The organism is Pseudomonas sp. 3JA (genome assembly GCF_036961705.1).
In the GTDB taxonomy this organism is placed as follows: domain Bacteria; phylum Pseudomonadota; class Gammaproteobacteria; order Pseudomonadales; family Pseudomonadaceae; genus Aquipseudomonas; species Aquipseudomonas fluorescens_Q.
Genome location: NZ_JBAMDJ010000047.1, coordinates 15,498 through 38,454 on the forward strand (window position 1 = coordinate 15,498; position 22,957 = coordinate 38,454).

The 22,957-nt window shown below is 61.4% G+C and carries 21 protein-coding genes; 16 read left to right on the plus strand and 5 right to left on the minus strand.

Annotation, left to right across the window (positions count from 1 at the left end; all coding sequences use genetic code 11):
- Positions 1-44: 44 nt before the first annotated feature.
- Positions 45-1,022 (minus strand): dipeptidase, encoded by a 978-nt coding sequence (locus tag V7773_RS26335; RefSeq protein ID WP_063324039.1) that lies wholly within the window; start codon positions 1,020-1,022, stop codon positions 45-47.
- A 234-nt stretch (positions 1,023-1,256) separates the two neighbouring features.
- Here V7773_RS26335 and V7773_RS26340 point away from each other — a divergent pair, with 234 nt between their 5' ends.
- From V7773_RS26340 to V7773_RS26355, 4 genes are all read left to right on the plus strand, one after another.
- Positions 1,257-1,658 (plus strand): lysozyme inhibitor LprI family protein, encoded by a 402-nt coding sequence (locus V7773_RS26340; RefSeq protein ID WP_336076069.1) that lies wholly within the window; start codon positions 1,257-1,259, stop codon positions 1,656-1,658.
- 103 nt (positions 1,659-1,761) lie between these two features.
- Entirely contained in the window at positions 1,762-2,085 is a 324-nt protein-coding gene (locus tag V7773_RS26345) for a helix-turn-helix domain-containing protein (RefSeq protein WP_060740283.1), read from the plus strand.
- A 141-nt stretch (positions 2,086-2,226) separates the two neighbouring features.
- Positions 2,227-3,003 carry a bestrophin-like domain gene (locus V7773_RS26350; RefSeq protein ID WP_336076071.1) on the plus strand — a complete coding sequence of 259 codons (777 nt, stop codon included), beginning with the start codon at positions 2,227-2,229 and terminating at the stop codon, positions 3,001-3,003.
- Between the two features lie 87 nt (positions 3,004-3,090).
- Positions 3,091-3,507 (plus strand): DUF3010 family protein, encoded by a 417-nt coding sequence (locus V7773_RS26355; RefSeq protein WP_336076073.1) that lies wholly within the window; start codon positions 3,091-3,093, stop codon positions 3,505-3,507.
- A gap of 173 nt (positions 3,508-3,680) precedes the next feature.
- Here the strand turns inward: V7773_RS26355 and V7773_RS26360 are convergent, their stop codons facing one another.
- Positions 3,681-4,856, minus strand: a complete 1,176-nt coding sequence (locus tag V7773_RS26360; RefSeq protein ID WP_336076075.1) for a hypothetical protein — start codon at positions 4,854-4,856, stop codon at positions 3,681-3,683.
- A 68-nt stretch (positions 4,857-4,924) separates the two neighbouring features.
- On the minus strand, positions 4,925-5,884 hold the full coding sequence (locus V7773_RS26365; RefSeq protein ID WP_336076077.1) for a GlxA family transcriptional regulator: 960 nt from the start codon (positions 5,882-5,884) through the stop codon (positions 4,925-4,927).
- A gap of 186 nt (positions 5,885-6,070) precedes the next feature.
- Here V7773_RS26365 and V7773_RS26370 point away from each other — a divergent pair, with 186 nt between their 5' ends.
- The 6 genes from V7773_RS26370 (at position 6,071) to V7773_RS26395 (ending at position 11,480) form a co-directional block, all read left to right on the plus strand.
- On the plus strand, positions 6,071-7,015 hold the full coding sequence (locus tag V7773_RS26370) for a choline ABC transporter substrate-binding protein (RefSeq protein WP_336076079.1): 945 nt from the start codon (positions 6,071-6,073) through the stop codon (positions 7,013-7,015).
- A 71-nt stretch (positions 7,016-7,086) separates the two neighbouring features.
- Positions 7,087-7,974 carry a 3-keto-5-aminohexanoate cleavage protein gene (locus V7773_RS26375; RefSeq protein WP_072342220.1) on the plus strand — a complete coding sequence of 296 codons (888 nt, stop codon included), beginning with the start codon at positions 7,087-7,089 and terminating at the stop codon, positions 7,972-7,974.
- A gap of 142 nt (positions 7,975-8,116) precedes the next feature.
- Complete coding sequence (locus V7773_RS26380) at positions 8,117-9,082, plus strand: L-carnitine dehydrogenase (protein WP_336076082.1); 966 nt, start codon at positions 8,117-8,119, stop codon at positions 9,080-9,082.
- A gap of 177 nt (positions 9,083-9,259) precedes the next feature.
- Positions 9,260-9,736, plus strand: coding sequence for a thioesterase family protein (locus tag V7773_RS26385; protein ID WP_336076084.1), 477 nt, complete (start codon positions 9,260-9,262; stop codon positions 9,734-9,736).
- Between the two features lie 19 nt (positions 9,737-9,755).
- Positions 9,756-10,916, plus strand: coding sequence for a gamma-butyrobetaine dioxygenase (locus V7773_RS26390; protein ID WP_336076086.1), 1,161 nt, complete (start codon positions 9,756-9,758; stop codon positions 10,914-10,916).
- Between the two features lie 300 nt (positions 10,917-11,216).
- On the plus strand, positions 11,217-11,480 hold the full coding sequence (locus V7773_RS26395) for a hypothetical protein (protein WP_063324028.1): 264 nt from the start codon (positions 11,217-11,219) through the stop codon (positions 11,478-11,480).
- Positions 11,481-11,624: 144 nt separating this feature from the next.
- Here the strand turns inward: V7773_RS26395 and V7773_RS26400 are convergent, their stop codons facing one another.
- Positions 11,625-12,728 (minus strand): GlxA family transcriptional regulator, encoded by a 1,104-nt coding sequence (locus V7773_RS26400; RefSeq protein ID WP_003177576.1) that lies wholly within the window; start codon positions 12,726-12,728, stop codon positions 11,625-11,627.
- Positions 12,729-13,302: 574 nt separating this feature from the next.
- A complete protein-coding gene (locus V7773_RS26405; RefSeq protein ID WP_063324027.1) occupies positions 13,303-14,679 on the minus strand; it encodes an L-serine ammonia-lyase in 1,377 nt (458 codons plus the stop codon).
- A gap of 424 nt (positions 14,680-15,103) precedes the next feature.
- On the opposite strand from V7773_RS26405, the gene V7773_RS26410 reads away from it, so the two are divergent.
- The 6 genes from V7773_RS26410 (at position 15,104) to betA (ending at position 22,680) form a co-directional block, all read left to right on the plus strand.
- Positions 15,104-16,051, plus strand: coding sequence for a choline ABC transporter substrate-binding protein (locus V7773_RS26410; protein WP_063324026.1), 948 nt, complete (start codon positions 15,104-15,106; stop codon positions 16,049-16,051).
- A gap of 71 nt (positions 16,052-16,122) precedes the next feature.
- Positions 16,123-16,968, plus strand: a complete 846-nt coding sequence (gene choW / locus V7773_RS26415; RefSeq protein WP_014340605.1) for a choline ABC transporter permease subunit — start codon at positions 16,123-16,125, stop codon at positions 16,966-16,968.
- On the plus strand, positions 16,965-18,143 hold the full coding sequence (gene choV, locus V7773_RS26420) for a choline ABC transporter ATP-binding protein (protein WP_063324024.1): 1,179 nt from the start codon (positions 16,965-16,967) through the stop codon (positions 18,141-18,143). The genes choW and choV overlap by 4 nt, the downstream gene beginning before the upstream one ends.
- 447 nt (positions 18,144-18,590) lie before the next feature.
- Positions 18,591-19,211 (plus strand): transcriptional regulator BetI, encoded by a 621-nt coding sequence (gene betI, locus V7773_RS26425; RefSeq protein WP_063324023.1) that lies wholly within the window; start codon positions 18,591-18,593, stop codon positions 19,209-19,211.
- A gap of 80 nt (positions 19,212-19,291) precedes the next feature.
- Positions 19,292-20,764, plus strand: a complete 1,473-nt coding sequence (gene betB / locus V7773_RS26430; protein ID WP_092146278.1) for a betaine-aldehyde dehydrogenase — start codon at positions 19,292-19,294, stop codon at positions 20,762-20,764.
- Between the two features lie 212 nt (positions 20,765-20,976).
- Positions 20,977-22,680: a choline dehydrogenase gene (betA, locus tag V7773_RS26435; protein ID WP_063324021.1), complete on the plus strand. Its 1,704-nt coding sequence runs from the start codon at positions 20,977-20,979 to the stop codon at positions 22,678-22,680.
- The last annotated feature ends 277 nt before the right edge of the window (positions 22,681-22,957 follow it).

Below are 22,957 nucleotides of genomic sequence, written 5' to 3' on the forward strand. Positions count from 1 at the left end.
GGCGCACAAGGCCGCAGGTAAAGGATTCAGCGGTGCGGCGGCGGTTATTCGCCCCAGACGTCTTTGAGGACGTTGACCCAGTTCTCACCCATGATCTTGCGCACCACCCGCTCAGGGTGACCGCGCTTGAGCAGCGTCTCGGTGAGGTTCGGGAACTCGCCCACGGTACGGATGCCCAGGGGGTTGATGATCTTGCCGAAGCTGGTCAGACGACGGGCGTAGCCCTTGTCGTGGGTCAGCATCTCGAAGAACGCCTGGTCGTGGCCCTGGGTGAAGTCGGTGCCGATACCGATGGCGTCTTCGCCGACGAGGTTCATGGTGTATTCGATGGCCTCGGCGTAGTCGTCGATGGTCGAATCGATGCCCTTGGCCAGGAACGGCGCGAACATGGTCACGCCGACAAAGCCGCCGTGATCGGCAATGAACTTCAGTTCTTCATCGGACTTGTTGCGCGGGTGCTCTTTCAGGCCGGACGGCAGGCAGTGGGAATAGCAGACCGGCTTCTTCGACTCGAGGATGACCTCTTCGGAGGTCTTGGAACCGACGTGGGACAGGTCGCACATGATGCCGACACGGTTCATCTCGGCGACGATCTCACGACCGAAGCCCGACAGGCCGCCGTCGCGCTCGTAGCAACCGGTGCCCACCAGGTTCTGGGTGTTGTAGCACATCTGCACCACACCGACGCCGAGCTGCTTGAAGATCTCGACGTAGCCAAGCTGGTCTTCGAAGGCATGGGCGTTCTGGAAACCGAAGATGATGCCGGTCTTGCCCTGCTCCTTGGCGAGGCGGATGTCGGCGGTGGTTTTCACCGGGATCACCAGATCGCTGTTTTCGCGGATCAGTTTCTGGCTGGCTGCGATGTTGTTGATGGTGGCCTGGAAGCCTTCCCATACCGACACGGTGCAGTTAGCTGCGGTCAGGCCGCCCTTGCGCATGTCTTCGAACAGTTCGCGGTTCCATTTGGCAATGATCAGCCCGTCGATAACGATGCTGTCGGCGTGCAATTCGGCTGGGCTCATCAGGCAGTCCCCTTTTATCGGATTTCATGCGCCGAATCGTCTGCCGGCGCTTTGGGGCCAGCATATGCCTGAGGGCCGTGGCGACCCGGTGCAAAAACGACAGGGGAATTGCCGAAAGCGTCAATCCACGACAATGGACTACAACAGGCCCATCCTACCCGTCTGTTCTTTACCCGACGCTTGCGCCAGAATCCGCCGCATCACTGGTTTTCACTGGACTCGAGCGGCAACGCAATGAAATCACTCTTCCTGGCTTTGGCACTGATCAGCACCCTGGCACACGCAACCGAAGACACCGAGCCCAACCCCTGCGACGAAGTTGAAAACGACGTCCAGACCCTGGCCTGCTCGGCCTATGGCAAGACCGCCGCCGAACAATTGCTCAACGAAAACCTGCAGAGCCTCAACGAACGCCTGCAAACCCGCTACGCCAGCGACAAGGCCCAGCTCAACGACATCACCGCCAAGGTCAAGGCCGCCCAACAACTGTGGCTCAAACAACGCGACGCCGATTGCGCCATCGCCGCCTTCCCAGCCAAACCCGGCAGCGAAGCCTACAAAATCGCCGAGAACGACTGCATGGCCCAGGTGAGCGATGATCGGTCGGAGTTTTTGGAGTCGATTGGGCAGGATTGAAGGTTATCCACGGAGCAATATCCAGACACCCTTCATGCGTTGGCCCAGGGAAAAATATAAGTCAGGATTCGAAAATCTTATAAAAGACTTATATTTTTCCATGATGAACGCACCTACTGATATTCAGATCATCAACGATGCAGACGGAAACCCGGCATTTGTGGTCATTCCGTACGCGCAATACGTTGCGCAAAAACTGGAGCCCGATCTGATTCCTCATGAAGTGGTCAGCCGTATCGTCGACGGCGCTACGCCTATCCGCGCCTGGCGCGAACACTTGAACCTGACTCAGGATGAAGTCGCCAGGCGCCTGGGTATTTCTCAGTCGGCGTTTGCCCAACAGGAATCGGTCGCAAAGCCTCGCCGGGCTACTCGCGAGAAAATTGCCGCTGCCTTTGGTATCCATGCTGACCAGTTGGAACTGTAGGCCTACGGGGATATCCCAACAGACATTAGGCTTCGGATACTGTTAACTCTGACAGTATCCGAAGCGAAAGGAGGGGCTTAGGATCAGCTCATGACAGGCACTCACGTTAGTCGGTGTTATCGCCTTTCAAGGGATTTTCGTATGCTCTCTCTTACCGCCTTGCCTTTATATGGGTTAGCTATTTTTATCGCCATCGTGGCGGGCATCGAGGCCGGTCGCCGGATCGGCAACCGTCACCTGGCCCAAGACCCGGAGGGCGCCCGCCAAGGCATTGGTGCAATAGAAGGCGCGGTGTTCGGCCTGCTGGCACTCCTGATTGCCTTTACCTTCTCTGGCGCAGCCACACGCCTGGATCAACGGCGCGCGCTGATCGTTGCCGAAACCAATGCCATGGGCACCGCCTGGCTACGCCTGGACCTGCTACCGGCCAGCGAGCAACCGGCCGTGCGCCAGGCGTTCAAGGACTATGTCGACGCCCGCATCGAGTATTACCGCGACCTGCGCGAAGACGAACTCGACGAAGCCGCCCATGATCGTGCCAGTGACTTGCAACAGATCATCTGGAAACGCACGATCGCCGCCCTGCAGCAAATGCCCACCCCAACCCTGGGGGTCAGTGTGCTGCAGGCACAAAATGAAATGATCGATATCACCACCACCCGCGCCGTGGCCCATGAAACCCACCCACCGCTGGTCATCTACCTGATGTTGGTGACCATGGCCCTGATCAGCGCCCTGCTGATCGGCTATGGCATGGCCGGTGCAAAGCGGCGCAACTGGCTGCACAGCCTGGGTTACGCGGCGGTCATGGTCTGCGTGCTGTATGTGATCCTGGACTTCGAATACCCCCGCTTTGGCGTGATCCGAGTCGATTACTTCGACAAGATCATGCTCGATCTGCGCCAAAGCATGAACTGAGTGGGCCGCAGATGAAAAAATCAGAGCGGCGTTCCAGACCAAGATGGATAAACTGCAATTCCACACCTCCAGGCATCAAGGGTTCCAATGATCATTTGCGGCATCGAAATCAAAGGCAGCGAAGCGATCATCGCCGTTGCCTCGCTGGAACAGCAGACACTGACCCACGTCGCCCTGAACACCAAGAAAATCACCCTGGACGACGATGACGAAGCCGCCAACGTCAAGGCGTTTGCCGCCCAGGTACGGGCATTCGTGGTCGAGAATGGCATCGAACGCATCGCCATCAAGAAGCGCAGCAAGAAAGGCGAGTTCGCCGGCGGACCGACCACGTTCAAGATCGAGGGGATATTCCAGTTGCTGGAAGGCTGCGCGGTGACGCTGCTGTCACCGCAGACCCTCAACGCGCAGCACAAGAAACATGACTTCGCCTTGCCGGCGACGCTGAACAAATATCAACATGAGGCATACAAGGCGGCGTGTTCGGCATTGATGAAGAAATAAACCTTTTCCAGCCGAACACAATACCTGTGGCGAGGGAGCTTGCTCCCGCTCGGCTGCGCAGCAGTCGTAAACCGGTTTGCAGGGTTCACCTGTTGCACCATGGCGTCTGGTTTTGGGGCGGCTGCGCCACCCAGCGGGAGCAAGCTCCCTCGCCACAGAATGTATTCCCAGGCTCAATGTTGCTTGCGATACCCCTTCAACCAATCGGCAAACGCCTTGTCCTCCAGTGCATAACCACCACGGTTGGACTTCCACACCAGTTCCTTGTCACGCAGCGCATCGATGCAGGATTGGATGGTCTGGGTGCCGGGCACGACTTCGCTTCCCATAGTCCTCAGCGCCTTGCCCACCGCCTCCAGCGTTGAATCGGTGAAGGGCGCGAAGGGTTCGTTGTTTTGCGAGCGCTCGGCCATGACCTGCAGCACGGCGCGTTGCGGCACCGTCAGGGCGTTCCAGGCGCTCTCGAACTCGGTCCAGACGCCGGCGCGCAGCATTTCAGCGCTGTTGCGCAGCAAGTCACCCAACTGGCTCGCTTCACCCAGTTCCAGGGCAATTTCGCCGATGACGCTGCGCAACATCTCTGGACGGCGCCCAACCAACTCAAAAGCCTGATCCAGATCATCGGCATTGAACTGGTTGGTCTGGGCCAGGTGTGCGTTCAAATGAGCGGTGTAGGCTTGGGTGAAGGCTTTGCCCAGCAACGGAAACGGCGTGATGCTGGACCCGTAGAACGGTTGGTTGCGGCTTAATACCAAGTGCGCGAGCTTGTCGCGATTGGATCCGGTGAACACCAGCCGCAGGCCGCTGGCATCCCCCTCACGTCCCTGGTTGAGCTGGTCGCGGGCAGCCTTGAGGCCGAACATCGCGTTGACCCCGGCCTCGGTGGTCAACGCATGCTGGGCTTCGTCGATCACCAGCACCACGGTTTTACCCGCGGCACGGTGCAACAGCTCCAGCGCCTGGGTCAGCGTCGCCCCTTCGGGCAGTTGCGGCTGGCTGAAATCCCAGGACAACGTGCGCAAGAAGCTGAGTTTGTCGATGCCCATGGATTTGGCGAGCTTGCGGATGCCCTTTTCATAAGGCACCAGTGCCCCGGCGATGGCCGAGGCGATCAGGTCGGCAGGGTCCTTCTCCTTGTTGGCCCAAAGGTCGACGTAGACCGCGAGCCAACCTCGCGTCTCGCATTCGGGAATCAGGTCTTCGCGCAGGAACGTACTTTTTCCGGTACGCCTTGGCGCGGCCAGGAACAGGCCTGAGGTGTAATCCTGGATCCCGGCGCCGGCCAGCCCATCGACAATATTGCGGGCCAGATCGGGGCGCCGGAAGACAAAACCGGGGTGCTTGGACATGGTTTTATACTCAATTATGGCGACAGGTATAATTTATAGTCGCGAGTATAATTGAGTATAAAAGCCTGTCAAACCAGCTCCCGACCATCCCCCTGCCGTCGCCGATCCTCCCGCGGGCATCGCTCGAACCGTGCCCGATAGCTGCGGGTGAAGTATGACGGCGACTCAAAGCCGCAGGCGATGCTCACTTCCAACACACTCATGTCGGTCTGGCGCAGCAACTGCCGGGCCTTCTCCAGGCGCAGCCTCAGGTAGAAGTTGCTCGGGGTGTCGTTCAGGTGCAGGCGGAACAGGCGTTCGAGTTGGCGCCGGGTGACGCCAATGGATTCGGCCAGTGCCAAGGTGCTCAGGGGCGGTTCGCTGTGGGTTTCCATCTCGCCGATGACGTGCACCAGCTTCTTGTTGCGAATGCCATAGCGGTTGGCGATTTCCATGCGCTGGTGATCTTTGCGCGGGCGGATGCGGCCGAGCACGAACTGCTCGCTGACCTGGATCGCCAGTTCCGAACCGTGGGCCTGGCCGATCAGGTCCAGCATCAGGTCGATGGAAGCCGTACCGCCCGCGCAAGTAATGCGGCGACGGTCGATCTCGAACAATTCCTGGGTCACGCTGAGTTGCGGATAAGACTCCTTGAACGCCTCGATCGCTTCCCAGTGCAAGGTCACGCGGTGCCCTTCCAATAGCCCCGCCTCGGCCAACACCACGCTGCCGGTGTCGATGCCGCCCAGGGTCACACCTTCGTTGTCCAGCCGATGCAGCCAGCGCTCCAGCGTCGGGGTGGCGAATTTGAGCGGTTCGAACCCGGCCACCACCCAGAGGGTCGCGCCCTTCTTCAGCGGCTCCAGTGCGGCATCGGCGTTGACCGACATGCCATTGCTCGCCAGCACCGGCCCGCCATCGACACTCAGCACATGCCAGCGGTACAGCTCGCCGCGAAACCGATTGGCGACCCGCAACGGCTCGATGGCCGAAATGAAACCGATGGCCGAAAAACCCGGCATCAACAAAAAGTAGAAATCCTGGGACATGGAGCGCACTCGGTTGGCGGGTAGCGTGCGGACCTTGATACGCCAGTTGCAAGGCCCATTCAAGAGTCGCTGCAGTGCAAGAGCACGTCGCCGCTGTGCGTTTCGCCAAGTGCCGGGCTGCGTAACTTGGCATCACCGGCGCACAGACACCGGACCCCATAACAATAAGCTGCCGAGGAACCCGACATGAAACGACTGATCAGCTCCTGTGTACTTGCACTTTGCGGCACTACTTTCCTCAATGGCGCCGTCATGGCTGCCGAGCCCGCCGCGTGCCAGAACGTGCGCCTGGGCGTGGTCAACTGGACCGATGTCATCGCCACCAGCGCCCTGACCCAAGTGATGCTCGACGGCCTCGGCTACAAGACCAAGCAAACCAGCGCCTCCCAGCAAATCATCTTCGCTGGCATCCGCGACCAGCGCCTGGACTTGTTCCTGGGTTACTGGAACCCGTTGATGACCCAGACCATCACCCCGTTCGTCGAAGCCAAGCAGGTCAAAGTGCTAGAGCAGCCCAGCCTCAAGGACGCCCGCGCGACCCTGGCGGTACCGACCTACCTGGCCGACAAAGGCCTGAAAACCTTCGCCGACATCGCCAAATTCGAAAAAGAGCTGGGCGGCAAGATCTACGGCATCGAGCCGGGCTCCGGCGCCAATACCCAGATCAAGGCGATGATCGCCAAGAACCAATTCGGCCTGGGCAAATTCCAACTGGTGGAGTCCAGCGAAGCCGGCATGCTCGCCGCCGTGGACCGCGCCGTGCGGCGCAAGGAAGCCGTGGTGTTCTTCGGCTGGGCGCCGCACCCGATGAACGTCAACGTGCAAATGACCTACCTCACCGGCAGCGACGACGCCCTCGGCCCGAACGAAGGCATGGCCACCGTGTGGACCGTCACCGCGCCGGACTACACCCAACAATGCCCGAACGTCGGTCGCTTGCTGAGCAACCTGACGTTCAGCGCCGAAGATGAAAGCCGGATGATGCAGCCATTGCTCGATCACAAGGACCCGCTCGAATCGGCCCGGCAATGGCTCAAGGATCATCCGCAAGACAAGCAGCGTTGGCTCGAAGGCGTCACCACCTTCGACGGCAAGCCCGCCGCCGACAACCTGAAACTGACCAGTAACTGAACAACCGCTATCCATCTGCGCAGCACCAAAGGGCTGCGCAGTGACTTACCACGCCTGAAGGAATCCGCACCATGAACCACGACGTCATCATCACCTGCGCACTCACCGGTGCTGGCGACACGACCGCCAAGAGCCCTCACGTACCGGTCACCCCGAAACAGATCGCCGCCGCCGCCATCGAGGCGGCGAAGGCCGGGGCCACGGTGGTCCATTGCCACGTCCGCGACCCGCAGACCGGCAAGTTCAGCCGCGACGTGGCGCTGTACCGCGAAGTGATGGAGCGCATCCGTGAAGCGGACGTGGACATCATCGTCAACCTCACCGCCGGCATGGGCGGCGACCTGGAGATCGGTGCGGGCGAACAGCCAATGGAATTCGGCCCCAACACCGACCTGGTGGGCCCGCTGACCCGCCTGGCTCATGTCGAAGAGTTGTTGCCAGAAATCTGCACGCTGGATTGCGGCACCCTGAACTTCGGCGACGGCGACACCATTTACGTCTCCACTCCGGCGCAACTGCGGGCCGGCGCCAAGCGCATCACCGAACTAGGGGTCAAGGCCGAGCTGGAGATCTTCGACACCGGTCACCTGTGGTTCGCCAAGCAACTGATCAAGGAAGGCCTGCTGGACAACCCACTGTTCCAACTCTGCCTGGGTATCCCATGGGGCGCACCGGCCGACACCACCACCATGAAAGCCATGGTCGACAACCTGCCGGCGGACGCGGTGTGGGCGGGCTTCGGCATCGGCCGCATGCAAATGCCGATGGCCGCCCAGGCCGTGCTGCTGGGAGGCAACGTGCGGGTCGGGCTGGAAGACAACCTCTGGCTGGACAAAGGCGTACTCGCTACCAACGGTCAGTTGGTGGAGCGGGCTGGCGAAATCCTCAGCCGCCTCGGCGCCCGCGTGCTCACCCCGGCTGAAGGTCGCAAGAAAATGGGGCTGACCCAGCGCGGCTGAGCCGAACCTACGCATAACCCTGTGAGAGCGAGCTCGCTCGCGATAGCGATATTCCTGCCTTCGAAGAGGCGTCGGATGTACCGCCGTCATCGCGAACAAGCTCGCTCCCACAGGTGATCTTCACTTTTTTCAGGAAATCACCATGAGCTTTATCACCGACATCAAGACCTTCGCCGCCCTGGGCAGCGGTGTGATCGGCAGCGGCTGGGTCAGCAGGGCCCTGGCCCATGGCCTCGACGTTATTGCCTGGGACCCGGCGCCGGGTGCCGAGGCGGCATTGCGCAAACGCGTCGCCAACGCTTGGGGCGCGCTGGAAAAACAAGGCCTGGCCCCTGGCGCCTCGCAGGATCGGCTGCGCTTTGTCGCGACCATCGAAGAATGTGTGCGCGAAGCCGACTTCATCCAGGAAAGCGCCCCCGAGCGCCTGGAACTGAAGCTCGAATTGCACGGCCAGATCAGTGCCGCTGCCAAGCCGAACGCACTGATCGGTTCCAGTACCTCGGGGCTGCTGCCGAGCGAATTCTACGAAGGCTCCACCCATCCGGAGCGCTGCGTGGTCGGGCACCCGTTCAACCCGGTCTATCTGTTGCCGCTGGTGGAAGTGGTCGGCGGCAAAAACACCGCGCCCGAAGCCGTACAGGCGGCGATGCAGGTGTACGAATCCCTTGGCATGCGGCCGCTGCACGTGCGCAAGGAAGTGCCCGGTTTCATTGCCGACCGCCTGCTCGAAGCGCTGTGGCGCGAAGCCCTGCACCTGGTCAACGACGGGGTGGCGACCACCGGGGAAATCGACGATGCGATCCGCTTTGGCGCCGGCTTGCGCTGGTCGTTCATGGGCACGTTCCTGACCTACACCCTGGCCGGCGGCGATGCCGGGATGCGGCACTTCATGGCCCAGTTCGGCCCGGCGCTGCAACTGCCGTGGACCTACCTGCCAGCGCCAGAGCTGACCGAAAAGCTGATCGACGATGTGGTGGACGGCACGAGCGCGCAATTGGGCAGCCATAGCATCTCGGCCCTGGAGCGCTATCGTGACGATTGCCTGCTGGCGGTGCTGGAGGCGGTGAAGGCCACCAAGGCCAAGCATGGCATGGCCTTTAGCGAATAACCCCCCCTTGTGGCGAGGGAGCTTGCTCCCGCTGGACTGCGAAGCAGTCCCAAAACCGGCAAATGCGGTGTATCAGTCAAATCGTATTCGCTGGTTTTACGACCGCTTCGCGGCCGAGCGGGAGCAAGCTCCCTCGCCACAAGGGTGTACACCAGCGACTATTTGTGGAGTTCCAGCATGCCCACCCTAACCACCTATCAAACCCGCATCCTCCCCGAATGGGTCGATTACAACGGCCACCTGCGCGATGCCTTCTACCTGCTGATCTTCAGCTACGCCACCGACGCGCTGATGGACCGGCTCGGCATGGACAGCCAGAACCGCGAAGCCAGCGGCCACTCGTTGTTCACCCTCGAACTGCACCTGAACTACCTGCACGAAGTGAAGCTCGACGTCCAGGTCGAGGTGCACACGCACATCATCGGCCACGACGCCAAACGCCTGCACCTCTACCACAGCCTGCATCTGGTCGGCGGTGATAAAGAGCTGGCCGGCAATGAACAGATGCTACTGCACGTCGACCTGGCCGGCCCGCGCTCGGCGCCCTTCACGGAACCGACCCTGGGCCGGCTCGCCGCGCTGCTCGAGCAACAATCCGACCTGCCGCCGCCGACCCATATCGGCCGGGTCATCGCCCTACCTCCCGCCCGATAAGCCTCGCATAGGAGATCGCATGAACACCGCCGCCTTTGCCGACTTCCGCCACTACCCCTTGATCTTCCCATTGACCGCTGTCACACCCTTGGCCGACCGGATCCAAGTGACGTGGGCCGATGGCCGGGCCAGCCCCTTTCATCACCCGTGGCTGCGGGACAACTGCCCTTGCCCTCAATGCGTCTACAGCGTCACCCGCGAGCAGGTGCTGGAAATCATCGACGTCCCTGAAGACATTGCCCCCGGCGCAACCTACCTCGACGACGAAGGCTGCCTGTGCGTGGACTGGCAGGACGGTCACCAGAGCCGTTTCGACCCGGGCTGGTTGCGCGCCCACGCCTACGATGATCAGTCCCGGGCCGAGCGCCTGGCGAACAAGCCCCGGCGCCAACTGTGGCGGCACGACCTGCAATTGCCAGTGTTCGACTACCCGGCACTGATGGACGATGCCGACGCGTTGTTGCAATGGTTGCTGGCGGTGCGCGACATCGGCCTGACCCAGGTGCGCGGCGTACCCACCGAACCCGGCTCGCTGACACGGATTGCCCAGCGCATTTCCTTTATTCGCGAGAGCAACTTCGGTGTGCTGTTCAATGTGCAGTCCAAAGCCGATGCCGACAGCAACGCCTACACCGCTTTCAACCTGCCATTGCACAGTGATTTGCCGACCCGGGAATTACAGCCGGGGCTGCAATTCTTGCATTGCCTGGTGAATGACGCCGACGGTGGCGAAAGCATTTTTGTCGACGGGTTTGCCATTGCTGAAGCACTGCGCCAGGAAGACCCCGAGGCCTTCGACGCGCTGTGCCGGATCCCGGTGGAGTTTCGCAACAAGGACCGTCGCAGCGACTACCGCTGCCTGGCGCCAATCATCGCGCTGGACACCCTCGGCCAGGTTTCGGAAATCCGCATGGCGAACTTCCTGCGTGGGCCGTTCGACACCACGGTCGAGCAGATGCCCAAGCTTTACCGCGCCTACCGCCGCTTCATTGCCCTGACCCGCGAGCCACAATTTCGCCTGGTACAGCGTCTCGAACCCGGCCAACTCTGGTGCTTCGACAACCGCCGCACCCTCCACGCCCGCAATGCCTTCGACCCGGCCTCCGGGGCCCGGCATTTCCAGGGATGCTATGTGGATCGGGATGAGTTGCTGTCGCGGATTCTGGTGTTGCAGCGCTAGGCCGCGTCATCGTTCATCGCCAGACACCCAAGCTTTCCCTGATTCACAGGCAAAAAAATCCCCGATCAAGCCGTGACAGGATCGGGGCAGGTTGCGTTACTGGAGGAGCTGTCGCGCGAGGGTGACCAGACCATCGTGATTCAGCTTGAGGTCAGTGTGCCCAGTCCAGCTCCGTGCAAGTTAGCCGAAAACGACGCCTCCATAGTCATTCATGACATTGCGACCATTTGCCCTTGCCGCCGCTTCGGGTGGCTACCAGAATCGAGACACGACCCCAATCCCTGAACAAGGAAAAGCGTCATGATGTACGCCGATTTGATCGACCAGGAAGACCTGCTGGGCCAGCTCAAGGCCCTGGGGTTGCAGATACCCAGCGGCTCCACCGCCCAGCAGGCCTGCGAGTGCGCCGTGCGGGGGCTGGACAGGGCCCGCGCCAATGAACTGCGCCTGATGGTCAAGAACATGTACACCAGCAGTGCAACTATCCTGCCAGCCGTGCGCCAGGCGATTGATAAGCAATTGTTGCCTGCACTGGCCGAGTATCAGCAGAACCACAGCGCCTGACCCTGTGGCGAGGGAGCTTGCTCCCGCTCGGCCGCAAAGCGGTCGCAAAACCAGCGAATGCCATTTGACTGATACACCGCATAGGCCGGTTTTGGGACTGCTTCGCAGTCCAGCGGGAGCAAGCTCCCTCGCCACAGAAAGCGGCTAGAGCCTCACACTGGCAAACGTCGACTCATTACGCGCCTGGCTCAGCGCCGACAGCGGGCCGGACAATGGCGACAGTACCAACGCCTGCGGCAACGGCATCATCGCCACCTGCTGCGTGGTGTTGGAACCGACGCGTTCGTCACGCGGCGGAATGCCGAAGTATTCGCGGTAGCACTTGGAGAAGTGCGGGGTGGAGACGAAGCCGCACACCGAGGCCACTTCGATGATCGACATCGGCGTCTGCTTGAGCAGTTGCCGTGCACGAATCAACCGCAGCTTGAGGTAATAGCGCGACGGCGAGCAGTGCAGGTATTTCTGGAACAACCGCTCCAGCTGACGCCGGGACACGGCGACGTACACCGCCAGTTCATCCAGGTCGATCGGCTCTTCGAGGTTGGCTTCCATCAGCGCAACAATTTCCTGCAACTTCGGCTGGTTGGTGCCGAGCATGTGCTTGAGCGGCACACGCTGGTGATCCTGTTCGTTGCGGATACGCTCGTAGACGAACATTTCCGAGATCGCTGCCGACAGTTCACGGCCATGATCACGGCTGATCAGGTGCAGCATCATGTCCAACGGCGCGGTGCCGCCGGAGCTGGTGAAGCGGTTACGGTCGAGGGTGAACAAGCGGGTACTCATCGATACCCGTGGGAAAGCTTCCTGCATTGCCGCCAGGCATTCCCAGTGCACGCTGCAATCGAAGCCGTCCAGCAGACCGGCGCAGGCCAGGGCCCAACTGCCGGTACAAACCGCGCCGAGGCGACGGGATTGGCGGGCCTGGCTCTGCAGCCACGACACGTGTTCGCGGGTCACGGTACGCTGGATGCCGATGCCGCCACAAACGATGACAGTATCCAGGGCCGGCGCCTTGTGCATCGAGGCATCGGGGGTGATCTGCAAGCCGTCGCTGGCCCAGACCTGGCCGCCATCGACTGTGAGGGTCGTCCAGCGATATAGCTCGCGACCGGACAGTTGGTTGGCCATGCGTAGCGGTTCTACCGCGGACGCCAGGGAAATCAGCGTGAAATTGTCCAGCAGCAAAAAGCCGATGGATTGAGGCGCACGGTTCTGGGGTTGGGCCCCGGAGTTGGACGTCGTCATCGCGGTATCTCCTCACACAAAGCGGGTGATGGCCTCAGGCGGAGGCTCTTTTTATTGGGTTATTTGCCATTGCTCTCCACGAGGGAGACGGGCTTTACAGTGCTACAGCAATTGTCATGCCTAAATTGAATGCGCGTTCAATAAATCCTGAAAACGACATCGCGGCCTGTCTATTCAAGGCGTATTTCGAAGGACGGTTATCAGGACTTTGGCGGGGGTCTGGCCCCCGTCACGCGGCACCGTGAGCAGATCGGTAGCACTTGTGGGAACTGGGCTGCGGGGCTTGCGCAACAGGTATCACCACAAGTGCGGCGACGGACGGTCGCGTGGCACCCGACGGTGGGGCCGACCGTTCGTCTCTTGTCTGTTTGCGACGCGCTAAAAGGTGGCGTGTTTCGAGGTGGGTGTGCATTTTACGAGCGGTTTTAAATTCACCTGTGGCGAGGGAGCTTGCTCCCGCTCGACCGCGAAGCGGTCGCAAATCCTGTCTACGCGGTCTTTCTGAAGCACTGCGAGATCAGGCCTTGGGGTTGCTTCGCAACCCAGCGGGAGCAAGCTCCCTCGCCACAGTGGATCAGCACTCCACCGCACTGACCGCCAAGCCGCCGCGCGAGGTCTCTTTGTATTTGTCATGCATGTCGGCACCGGTATCACGCATAGTGCGGATCACCCGGTCCAGGGAAATGAAATGCTGGCCATCCCCGCGCAAGGCCATTTGCGCGGCATTGATGGCCTTGACCGCGGCAATCGCATTGCGCTCGATGCACGGCACCTGCACCAGGCCGCCCACTGGGTCGCAGGTCAGGCCAAGGTTGTGTTCCAGGCCGATTTCCGCCGCGTTGCACAGTTGCTCCGGCGTGGCTCCGAGGATTTCCGCCAGGCCCGCCGCCGCCATGGCGCAGGCCGATCCCACTTCACCTTGGCAACCGACTTCGGCGCCAGAAATCGATGCGTTCTTCTTGCACAGGATCCCGACGGCCGCCGCACCGAGGAAATAATCCACAACGTTGGCGTCGGTGACCGCTTCGCTGAATTTCATGAAGTAGTGCAGGACCGCCGGAATGATCCCCGCCGCGCCATTGGTCGGCGCCGTGACCATGCGTCCGCCGGCGGCGTTCTCTTCGTTGACCGCCAGGGCGAACAGGTTGACCCACTCCATGGCGCTGAGGGTCGAGCCGATGACATTGGGCTTGTTCAGTTCTTGCAGGCTGCGGTGCAACTTGGCCGCCCGCCGACGCACATTCAAACCGCCTGGCAGGATGCCTTCGTGCTTGAGGCCCTGCTCGACGCAATCCTGCATGGCCCGCCACAGTTTCATCAGGCCACTGCGGATCTCTTCTTCGGACCGCCAGACCTTTTCGTTGGCCAGCATCAACTCGGCTACTCGCAAGTTGTGGGTACGGCACAGCTCAAGCAATTCTTCGGCGCTGGAGAAATCGTAAGGCAGCTCAGTGCTGTCCAGATCCACCACGCCGCTGGAGGCCTGGGCCTGATCGACGACAAAGCCACCGCCGACCGAGTAATACGTGTCACGGTGCAGCTCGCCGTCGGCGCCCTCGGCCACCAGCGTCATCGCATTGGGATGGAACGGCAGGTTCTCGTCGATCAGGCGCATGTCCCGGGACCATACGAACGGCACCGGCAGGCGACCATCGAGCAGCAGGGTCTGGGTTTCACGCAGCAGCTCGATACGCGGGCCGATCTGCGACGGGTCGATTGCGTCCGGCCACTCCCCCATCAGGCCCATGATCACGGCGTTGTCGCTGCCGTGGCCAATGCCGGTGGCCGACAGCGAACCGAACAATTGCACCTCGACCCGGCGCACATCATTGAGCAGGACCTTTGCCTTCAGCGCTTCAACGAACAGCGCCGCGGCACGCATGGGGCCCACGGTGTGGGAACTGGACGGGCCGATACCGATTTTGAACAAGTCGAAAACGCTGATTGCCATTGCCGAAAACCTCCAGAACAGGCACATCCGGGCGCAGAAGCGTCCGGTGACGGAGCTGCTACGCTCAACGCCGGGATGGCCGCATCATCCGGTTTTTGCCTTGGGGTCCGACGTCTGACACCGACGCAATCATGCCCAGCAACGCCGTCCCGTCCTGGCCCCGGTTTTGCGCCGTTTTTCTGCGTATCAGAGGCCCGCCAGGGGCGGAAAAAATCTGTAAACGACGTCACCGACACTGGATGCGACCCTCCCTGTACTGGATACGACCCACCCTGTAGGCGTCAGATTTGCACTGGTACATGATCGGTTACGGCTCGTTTGCAAGGCCGCGTGTCAGAGAGTGCCCACGCGCCACCAACCGCAACATCCAATAAGCGCGGTTGTCCTGACCGGACACCGCCGATAAAACACCAGGAGTCCACCCATGAAAGGTTCCACATCGTTGTTGTTGGCCGCCATGCTGAGTCTTCCGATGCTGGCCAACGCTGCTGAACCCGAACAGTGCAGCACCGTCAATTTCTCCGATGTCGGCTGGACCGACATCACCGTGACCACCGCTACCACCAGCGTGGTGCTCGACGCCCTCGGCTACAAGACCAAGACCACCATGATTTCCGTGCCGGTGACCTACAAGTCCCTGGCCGATGGCAAGAACATGGATGTATTCCTCGGCAACTGGATGCCGACCATGGAAAACGACATCAAGGCCTACCGCGAAGCCGGCACCGTGGAAACCGTGCGCACCAACCTCAAGGGCGCCAAGTACACCCTCGCCGTGCCTCAGGCTTTGTATGACAAAGGCCTGCACGACTTCGCCGATATCCCCAAATTCAAGAAAGAGCTGGACGGCAAGATCTACGGCATCGAACCCGGCAACGACGGCAACCGCCTGATCCAGAGCATGATCGAAAAGAACGCCTTCGGCCTGAAGGACGCCGGTTTCAAAGTCGTCGAGTCGAGTGAAGCGGGCATGCTCTCGCAGGTCGACCGTGCCGCCAAGCGTGGCACCGACGTGGTGTTCCTCGGCTGGGCACCACATCCGATGAACACCCGTTTCAAGATCCAGTACCTGACCGGCGGTGACGACTTCTTCGGCCCCGACTTCGGTGCCGCTACCGTGGCGACCAACACCCGCAAGGGCTACAGCCAGGAATGCAGCAACGTTGGCCAACTGTTGAAAAACCTGGAGTTCACCGTCGACATGGAAAGCCAGCTGATGGGCAACGTGCTCGATGACAAGATGAAACCTGAGGCCGCCGCCAAGGCTTGGTTGAAGAAAAACCCACAGGTACTCGATACCTGGCTCGCTGGCGTGACCACCATTGACGGTAAACCTGGCCTGGAAGCCGTGAAAGCCAAACTTGCGCAATAACTGCTGATGTTATGCCGGGCGAGTTCGCTCGCCCGGGCTGTTTATTCCCTTGCATGCGGACGTTCACTACCATGCTTATTGATCAGAAAATACCTTTGGGCCAGTACATCGCGGGCTTTGTCGAATGGTTGACGCAAAACGGCGCCAACACATTCGACGCAATCGCGCTGTTCCTGGAAACGATGATTCACGGCGTGACGTTCGCGCTGACCTGGTTCAACCCCCTGGCCCTGATCGGCCTCATTGCGCTATTGGCGCACTTCATCCAGCGCAAATGGGGCCTGACCGTATTCGTCATCGCGTCCTTCCTGCTGATCCTCAACCTGGGTTACTGGCAAGAAACCATGGAAACCCTCGCCCAGGTGCTGTTCGCGACCCTGGTTTGCGTACTGATCGGCGTGCCGCTGGGCATTGTTGCCGCGCACAAGCCGATGTTCTACACAATGATGCGTCCGGTACTCGATCTGATGCAGACCGTACCGACCTTCGTTTACCTCATTCCTACCCTGACCCTCTTCGGGCTGGGTGTGGTCCCAGGCTTGATCTCCACGGTGGTGTTCGCGATTGCCGCGCCCATCCGCCTGACCTACCTGGGCATCCGCGACGTACCGGACGAACTGATGGACGCCGGCAAAGCCTTCGGCTGCTCCCGTCGCCAGCTCCTGTCGCGCATTGAACTGCCCCATGCGATGCCCAGCATCGCGGCCGGTATCACCCAGTGCATCATGCTGTCGTTGTCGATGGTGGTGATCGCCGCACTGGTGGGCGCCGATGGCCTGGGCAAACCCGTGGTCAACGCACTGAACACCGCCGATATCGCCCTGGGCTTCGAAGCCGGCCTGGCGATCGTATTGCTGGCGATCATGCTCGACCGAATCTGCAAACAACCCGACGCTAAAGTAGGGGGTGACGCATGAGCATCATTCGTTTCGAAGACGTCGATGTTATTTTCTCCAACCGCCCCAAGGCCGCGCTGGACCTGCTGGACAAGGGCCTATCGCGACCCGAGATCCTGCAGCAGACCGGCCTGATTGTCGGCGTGGAAAAAGCCAGCCTGTCCATCGAGAAGGGTGAGATCTGCGTCCTGATGGGCCTTTCCGGCTCCGGTAAATCCAGCCTGCTGCGCTGCATCAACGGCTTGAACACGGTCAGTCGTGGCAAGTTGTTCGTCGAGCATGAAGGGCGGCAGATCGACATCGCTTCCTGCTCCCCTGCCGAACTGAAGATGATGCGCACCAAGCGCATCGCCATGGTGTTCCAGAAGTTCGCCCTGATGCCTTGGCTGACCGTGCGCGAGAACATCAGCTTCGGCCTGGAAATGCAGGGCCGTCCCGAGAAGGAACGGCGCAAGCTGGTGGATGAGAAGCTTGAGCTGGTGGGCCTGACCCAGTGGCGCAACAAGAAACCCGACGAGCTGTCCGGCGGTATGCAGCAACGGGTCGGCCTGGCCCGCGCCCTGGCGATGGACGCCGACATCCTGCTGATGGACGAACCGTTTTCGGCCCTCGACCCGCTGATCCGCCAGGGTTTGCAGGACGAACTGTTGGAACTGCAACGCAAACTGCAAAAGACCATCGTGTTCGTCAGCCATGACCTGGACGAAGCCCTGAAGCTGGGCACGCGGATCGCCATCATGAAAGACGGCAAGATCATCCAGTACAGCAAGCCGGAAGAGATCGTGCTCAACCCGGCGGACGACTATGTGCGCACCTTCGTCGCCCACACCAACCCACTCAACGTCCTGTGCGGTCGCAGCCTGATGCGCACCCTGGACAACTGCAAGCGCATCAACGGTTCGGTGTGCCTGGACCCAGGCGGCGACTCCTGGCTCGACCTGGCCGAAGGCAACACCATCAAGGGCGCCCGTCAGAATGGCGCGGCGCTGGACCTGCAGAACTGGGTACCGGGCCAAGCCGTCGAAGACCTGGGCCGCCGTCCGACCCTGGTTGATTCCAACATCGGCATGCGCGACGCGCTGCAGATCCGCTACCAGACCGGCAACAAACTGGTGCTCCACGATAACCAGCAAGTCGTCGGCATCCTGGGCGACAGCGAGCTGTACCACGCACTGCTGGGCAAGAACCTGGGCTAAGCCTGCACACGAAAACGCCGCGAGATGATCGCGGCGTTTTTGTTTGTGCAGACTTGCAGCCTTGACACTGCCCCCTGTGGCGAGGGAGCTTGCTCCCGCTCGGCTGCGCAGCAGCCGTAAACCGGTTGACTCGGTACACCTGAAAATCCCCGGTGCCTGGTTGGGGTCGCTTCGCAACCCAGCGGGAGCAAGCTCCCTCGCCACAACCGTTTGCCCGGCAACCGACCGACGAGTGTTATAAAGACATCCCGAAAAAGTCCTCGCCCCGCACGGCGGGTTTCCCATGTGCCTTCAAGCGCCCTTTACGCATGGAAATCCCGACAGACAGCGACGACTTGTCATAGAACCTGTTTTTTGTTGATTGAACGTTCAATCAAAACAAAATAGACTGGCTTTCATTCCGGCAGACGACTCTCGCCCGCCGGATGGCCTAAGGAGATGTGCTAGATGCCCAAGGTCGGTATGCAACCCATCCGCCGCCAACAACTGATCGAAGCCACGCTGCAAGCGGTCGATCAAGTCGGCATGGGGGACGCCAGCATTGCGTTGATCGCCCGTTTGGCCGGTGTCTCCAACGGCATCATCAGTCACTACTTTCAGGACAAGAATGGCCTGATCGCGGCCACGGCCCAGTACCTGATGACTGTCCTGAGCGAGAACGTCACCGCGCGCCGCCAGGCGCTGGAGGACACAAGCCCCCGGGCTCACCTGAAGGTGATCATCGAAGGCAACTTCGACGCCAGCCAGGTCAACGGCCCGGCAATGAAAACCTGGCTGGCCTTCTGGGCCACCAGCATGCACCACCCGTCTTTGCACAGGTTGCAGCGGATCAACGATCACCGCCTGTATTCCAACCTGTGTAGCCAGTTCCGCCGCGTGTTGCCCGTCGATCAGGCGCGCAGCGCAGCAAGGGGCCTGGCCGCGTTGATTGACGGTTTGTGGCTGCGCGGAGCGCTGTCGGGAGACGCTTTCGATACCGCCCAGGCGCACCGGATCGCTTACGAATACATGGATTTCCAACTGACCAAAGCAGGGGCACCAGAGCACACAGAACCGCTCGACTCCTGAACCGCCGCCGAACCGCGTAGTCAGCTATAAACGACACGCTCCGGTGGCCAGCCAACCACTTATGCACTTGCGAGGACTTTATGGCCCGTTTCGAACTGCAAAAACTCTACATCGATGGCGCGTACAGCGATGCCAGCGGCGACGCCACTTTCGAAGCCATCAACCCTGCCAACGGTGAGGTCCTTGCCCAAGTGCAGCGTGCGACTTTCGAGGACGTCGAGCGCGCCGTGGTCAGCGCCGAGAAGGGCCAGAAAGTCTGGGCCGCCATGACCGCCATGCAGCGTTCGCGCATCCTGCGTCGCGCCGTGGACATCCTGCGCGAGCGCAACGATGAACTGGCCGCCCTGGAAACCCTGGACACCGGCAAGGCCTACTCCGAGACCCGCTATGTCGACATCGTCACCGGTGCCGATGTGCTGGAATACTACGCCGGCCTGGTGCCCGCTATCGAGGGCGAGCAGATCCCGTTGCGCGACACGTCTTTCGTCTACACCCGTCGCGAGCCCCTGGGCGTGGTGGCCGGTATCGGCGCGTGGAACTACCCGATCCAGATCGCCCTGTGGAAATCCGCACCGGCCCTGGCAGCCGGTAACGCGATGATCTTCAAACCGAGCGAAGTCACCTCGCTGACCACCTTGAAACTGGCCGAGATCTATACCGAAGCCGGCGTTCCGCCAGGCGTCTTCAACGTCCTGACCGGCAGCGGCCGTGAAGTCGGCACCTGGCTGACCGAGCACCCGCGCATCGAGAAAGTCTCCTTCACCGGCGGCACCGACACTGGCAAGAAAGTCATGGCCAGCGCCTCGAGTTCTTCGCTCAAGGACGTGACCATGGAACTGGGCGGCAAGTCGCCGCTGATCATCTTCGACGACGCCGACCTGGATCGCGCCGCCGACACCGCGATGATGGCCAACTTCTACAGCTCCGGCCAGGTCTGCACCAACGGCACCCGCGTGTTCGTGCCGAGCCACCTCAAGGCTGCCTTCGAAGCCAAGATCGCCGAGCGCGTGGCGCGCATCCGCATCGGTAATCCAGAGGACGAAAACACCAACTTCGGCCCGCTGGTGAGCTTCGCCCACATGGAAAGCGTGCTGGGCTACATCGAGAAAGGCAAAGCCGAAGGCGCGCGCCTGCTGTGCGGTGGTAGTCGCCTGACCGACGGTGAATTGGCCAAGGGCGCTTTCGTCGCCCCGACCGTGTTCACCGATTGCACCGACGAGATGACCATCGTGCGTGAAGAAATCTTCGGCCCGGTGATGAGCATCCTCACTTATGAAACCGAAGAAGAAGTGATCCGCCGCGCCAACGACACTGACTTCGGCCTGGCCGCCGGCGTCGTCACCCGCGACCTGAACCGCGCCCACCGCGTGATCCACCAGCTCGAAGCCGGCATCTGCTGGATCAATGCCTGGGGTGAGTCCGATGCCAAGATGCCGGTGGGCGGCTACAAGCAATCGGGCGTGGGCCGGGAAAACGGTATCAGTTCGCTGAACAACTTCACCCGCATCAAATCGGTACAGGTCGAGTTGGGCGATTACGCGTCGGTGTTCTGATCTGACACCAGGCCTTGAGTGAACGCTGTTGTGGCGAGGGAGCTTGCTCCCGCTGGGCCGCGAAGCGGCCCCCAACCAGGCGCCGAGGTCATCCAGACAGAACACGGTCGCTCTGCATGCGACTGCTGCGCAGCCGAGCGGGAGCAAGCTCCCTCGCCACAAGGGCACTCGGCGACCGCGACCTGAACCCAATTCAAAAGAGGGTGCATTTCATGTCCCACGTATTCGACTACATCATCATCGGCGCCGGCTCGGCCGGTAACACCCTGGCCACCCGCCTGACCGAAGACGAAGGCGTCACCGTCCTGCTGCTCGAAGCCGGCGGCCCGGACTATCGCCTCGACTTCCGTACGCAAATGCCCGCCGCCCTGGCGTTCCCGCTGCAAGGCCGGCGCTACAACTGGGCCTACGAGACCGACCCGGAGCCGCACATGAACGGCCGCCGCATGGAGTGCGGTCGAGGCAAGGGCCTGGGCGGTTCTTCGCTGATCAACGGCATGTGCTACATCCGCGGCAACGCCCTGGACTATGACAACTGGGCAAAACTGCCTGGCCTCGAGGACTGGACGTACCTGGACTGCCTGCCCTACTTCAGGAAAGCGGAGACCCGGGACATCGGTCCGAACGATTACCACGGCGGCGACGGTCCGGTCAGCGTGACCACCCCCAAGGCCGGCAACAACCCGTTGTTCCACGCCATGGTCGAGGCCGGCGTACAGGCCGGTTACCCGCGCACCGAAGACCTCAACGGCTACCAGCAGGAAGGCTTCGGCCCGATGGACCGTACCGTCACCCCCAATGGCCGTCGTGCCAGTACCGCGCGCGGATACCTGGACGTGGCCAAGAAGCGTTCGACCCTGACCATCGTCACCCACGCCCTGACCGACAAGATCCTGTTCGAAGGCAAGCGCGCGGTCGGCGTGCGTTACCTGGTGGGCGCCGCCGAAGAGCGGGTCGAAGCCCGGGCGCGCAAGGAAGTGCTGCTGTGCTCCGGCGCCATCGCCTCGCCGCAGATCCTCCAGCGTTCCGGGGTCGGTCCGGCCAAATTGCTGGAGAGCCTCGACATCCCGGTGGTCCACGACCTGCCGGGTGTCGGTGAGAACCTGCAGGATCACCTCGAGTTGTACCTGCAATACGCCTGCACCCAACCGGTCTCGCTGTACCCGTCGCTGCTCTGGTACAACCAACCGGCCATCGGTGCCGAGTGGCTGTTCAACGGCACCGGTATCGGCGCCAGCAACCAGTTCGAGGCCGGCGGTTTCATCCGCACCCGCCCGGAATTCGATTGGCCGAACATCCAGTACCACTTCCTGCCGGTGGCGATTAACTACAACGGCAGCAACGGCGTGAAGGAACACGGCTTCCAGGCGCACATGGGCTCGATGCGTTCGCCAAGCCGCGGCCGGATCCAGGCCAAGTCCAAGGACCCGCGCCAGCACCCGAGCATCCTGTTCAACTACATGGCGACCGAGCAGGACTGGCAGGAGTTTCGCGATGGCATCCGCCTGACCCGCGAGATCATGCAACAGCCGGCGCTCGATCCGTTTCGTGGCCGCGAGATCAGCCCGGGAATCGAGGTGCAGACGGACGCGCAACTGGACCAGTTCATCCGCGAGCATGCCGAAACCGCGTTCCACCCGTCCTGCTCGTGCAAGATGGGCACCGACGATATGGCGGTAGTGGATGGCGAAGGGCGCGTGCATGGCATGCAGGGCCTGCGGGTGGTGGATGCCTCGATCATGCCGATCATCACCACCGGCAACCTGAACGCGCCGACGATCATGATCGCCGAGAAAATCGCCGACAAGATCCGTGGTCGCAAGCCATTGCCACGCAGCACTGCCCCGTACTACGTGGCTGGCGATGCGCCGGTGCGCGGCAAGCCACTGCGGGAAGTCGGGCCTATGGCCCAGTAAGACTCAAGCTCGCTTGGATAAAGATCGTTCCCACGCTCTGCGTGGGAATGCTGCCAGGGACGCTCTGCGTTCCGCCTTCGGGATGTGACGCAGAGCGTCACGGGATGCATTCCCACGCGGAGCGTGGGAACGATCTCCACAGCAGCATCCTGCTCGCGATGGCGCTCGACCAGGCCCTCAAATTCCCTTCTACCTTGATCCCACCCCCACCCCAGGCCTAATCTAGAGCCGCCGCGTCAAATCACCGCACTGCGCCGCACCCTCGCTCCAGACAAGG